The 2598-nt window shown below is 34.6% G+C and carries 2 protein-coding genes and 1 pseudogene; all 3 read right to left on the bottom strand.

Annotated features, from left to right (window positions below; all coding sequences use genetic code 11):
• The coding region (locus tag AC3AX0_RS11245) for an HAD family hydrolase (RefSeq protein WP_487550376.1) at positions 1–614 on the bottom strand (614 nt) is incomplete at its 3' end.
• 11 nt (positions 615–625) lie between these two features.
• The gene (locus AC3AX0_RS11250; RefSeq protein ID WP_487550377.1) at positions 626–2257 is read right to left on the bottom strand and encodes a DEAD/DEAH box helicase; all 1632 of its coding nucleotides are present in this window, start codon (positions 2255–2257) and stop codon (positions 626–628) included.
• Positions 2258–2384: 127 nt separating this feature from the next.
• Positions 2385–2598, bottom strand: a pseudogene (locus AC3AX0_RS11255) (aminoacyl-histidine dipeptidase); the annotation flags it as partial.

The following is a 2598-nucleotide window of genomic DNA, read 5'->3' on the forward strand; positions in this document are numbered from 1 at the left end:
GCTTCCCACTTGCATCCTCTTACGTCAAGAAATTCAAGAAGTGCATTGATGCTCAAGTTTATAGATGTAACAGTATTGTATTTTGAAGGATAAAGCTCAACAATTTTATCTCTTAGATTGTTCAAGTCATGAAGATCGCCTGTATAGCAGACCGAAAGAATATCGTCATCACAGTATTCTTTGAAGTTCATTCTTCTGAATCTTCTTTCAGCCTTGCACATGTACCCGTTGTATGCTGAAAAATCATGTTTGTGTTCTATGACTATGTCGAAATCATCCTCAAACTTATCTACATAGACAATTGGATGCAAATCATATTCTCTTGATTTTTCAACTAGCTTCTGGAAATCATCATTTTTGATATAGTTAAAATCAATACGTACATGATTCAATCTATTCCTCGTAACAGAACCGTTGTTTGATATGATATCAAACTCAAAATCAAGGTTTTCTGTCAACTTGATTGCATCGAAATGACTCCTTCCAGTTGCTATTACTATTTCAATACTACTGTTTTTAAGTTTTTTTAAATAATCAGCTGTTCTTAAATCAATTTTCTTTTCTCTGTTCAGAAGTGTTCCGTCCAGATCCAGTGCAATCAATTCAAATTTCATATTATCACCGGCTATTTTCTTTTTCTTGTCAGCTCAGCGCTAACGCTTCTTCCTTTTATCTTAACATTTTTCATTTTATCAAGTATATTTTTTCTTTCAGCCTTCACTACATTGAAGAATGAAAAAGTCTCATAAATATCAATTTTACCTACCTCAGCTGATGAAATCTTGCATTCTCCAGCTACTGCTCCAAGAATATCGCTTTCTCTAGCTTTATCCTTCTTGCCGACTTGTATATAATATCTATCGTAATCATCAGGGTTTGACTGATTTCTCTTACCTTTACCTTTTCCTTTTCCTTTTCCTTTTGAATTAGAAGATTTCTTTCTAAATTCATCATTGAGGTCTTCTTCGTAAGCAGCCGCTTTGAAGTTGTTATTCATCATGATAAGTGCCTTTACAGCATCTTCCATATTTATTTCAGCTTCATTAAACATTCCTAGCAATCCATCAACTTCAGTCAAATCTTCGTTATTTATGTAATCTAAAACTGTATTAACAAGTTTTTCTTTTTTTACATCAAGAACTCTCTCTGCAGTAGGAATATTTCTCTTTCTTATTTCCTTTTTTGTGTACCTTTCAATACTTTTAATTCTTTCTAGATCTCTGTATGATGAAAGAGTAAAGGAATAACCCTGTTTTCCAGCCCTACCAGTACGTCCTACCCTATGAACATAATAGTCCTCTTTTTCAGGTACGTCATAATTTATTACAGCTTCAACATTCTTTATATCCAAGCCTCTTGCCGCAACATCAGTAGCAATAAGTACGTCTATGACGCCATTGTTGAACTTGCTTAGAACATCCATTCTCGTAGTCTGCTTTATATCTCCATGGATTTTATCACAGTTGTATCCCTTTTCCATCATCTGCCCTGCTACTTCGTCAACCATTCGCTTGGTATTGCAGAAAACAAGTGCCAGCTTAGGAGAGTAAATACTCAGAATCCTTTCCAATGCTTCAACCTTCTTTGAATGTTTAACTATATAATAACTTTGGTTGATTGTACTTGATGTTACTTCATCTGTAACAGTTTTTATAAAAACAGGGTCATTTTGATATTTATTCTTAAGGTTTCTTACTTCCTTGGGTATTGTTGCCGAGAAGAAAAGCATCTGAATGTCTTCATTGGCACTTTCAAGGATTGTCTCAATATCCTCTCTGAAACCCATTTTCAGCATTTCATCCGCCTCATCAAGTATTACAGTCTTGATATTGCTAAATGATATTACCTTTCTTTTGATCAAATCTATTGTTCTTCCCGGAGTACCAACTATTATATGGCTTCCCCTTCTGATTTTCTTTATTTGGTCAACAACAGGAGCACCACCATACACGGCAGTGGATCTTATGTTCATATGTGCAGTTATGTTTTTGATTTCCTTTTTCACCTGTACTGCCAGTTCTCTTGTAGGGCAAAGAACTAAACACTGTGGCTTGTTTATGCTTGTATCTATATTGTTTACTACTGGAATGGCAAAAGCTGCCGTTTTTCCAGTACCTGTATGAGCCTGGCCTATTACATCCTTGCCTTCACTTATTGGTCCCATAACTTCTATCTGTATCGGAGTTAATCTTTCAAACCCCATGTCTTCTAAACCTTTAATTAATTCTTTTTTTACTTGTAATTCTTGTATTAACATTATCTCATCCTTTTTTGTTTAATCGTACCATTATATCATTAACTAAATAATAAGCAAGAATTATTTATATTAATTTAAAAGGAGTCATACACTTTTCATATATGACTCCACTATCAACAACTTTATTCTATTTAATTTTCTTCAGAATACTCTTTAAAAGATTGAATGTCCTCTCTGTAGATGAAATGCTGAGATGCTCGCCGGGTGTATGAATGTCATACATTTCAGGTCCAAAAGATACCGCATCCATTTCTGGAATCTTCTCAATGAAGAAACCGCATTCCAGTCCTGCATGAATGGCCATAACCTCAGCCTCAGTTCCATATTCTTCCTTGTAAACA

This window comes from Dethiosulfatibacter sp. (assembly GCF_983023055.1).

Coding starts and splice junctions, on each gene's coding strand:
- AC3AX0_RS11250 (WP_487550377.1), bottom strand. CDS start 2,257: ATGTTAATACAAGAATTACAAGTAAAAAAAGAATTAATTAAAGGTTTA.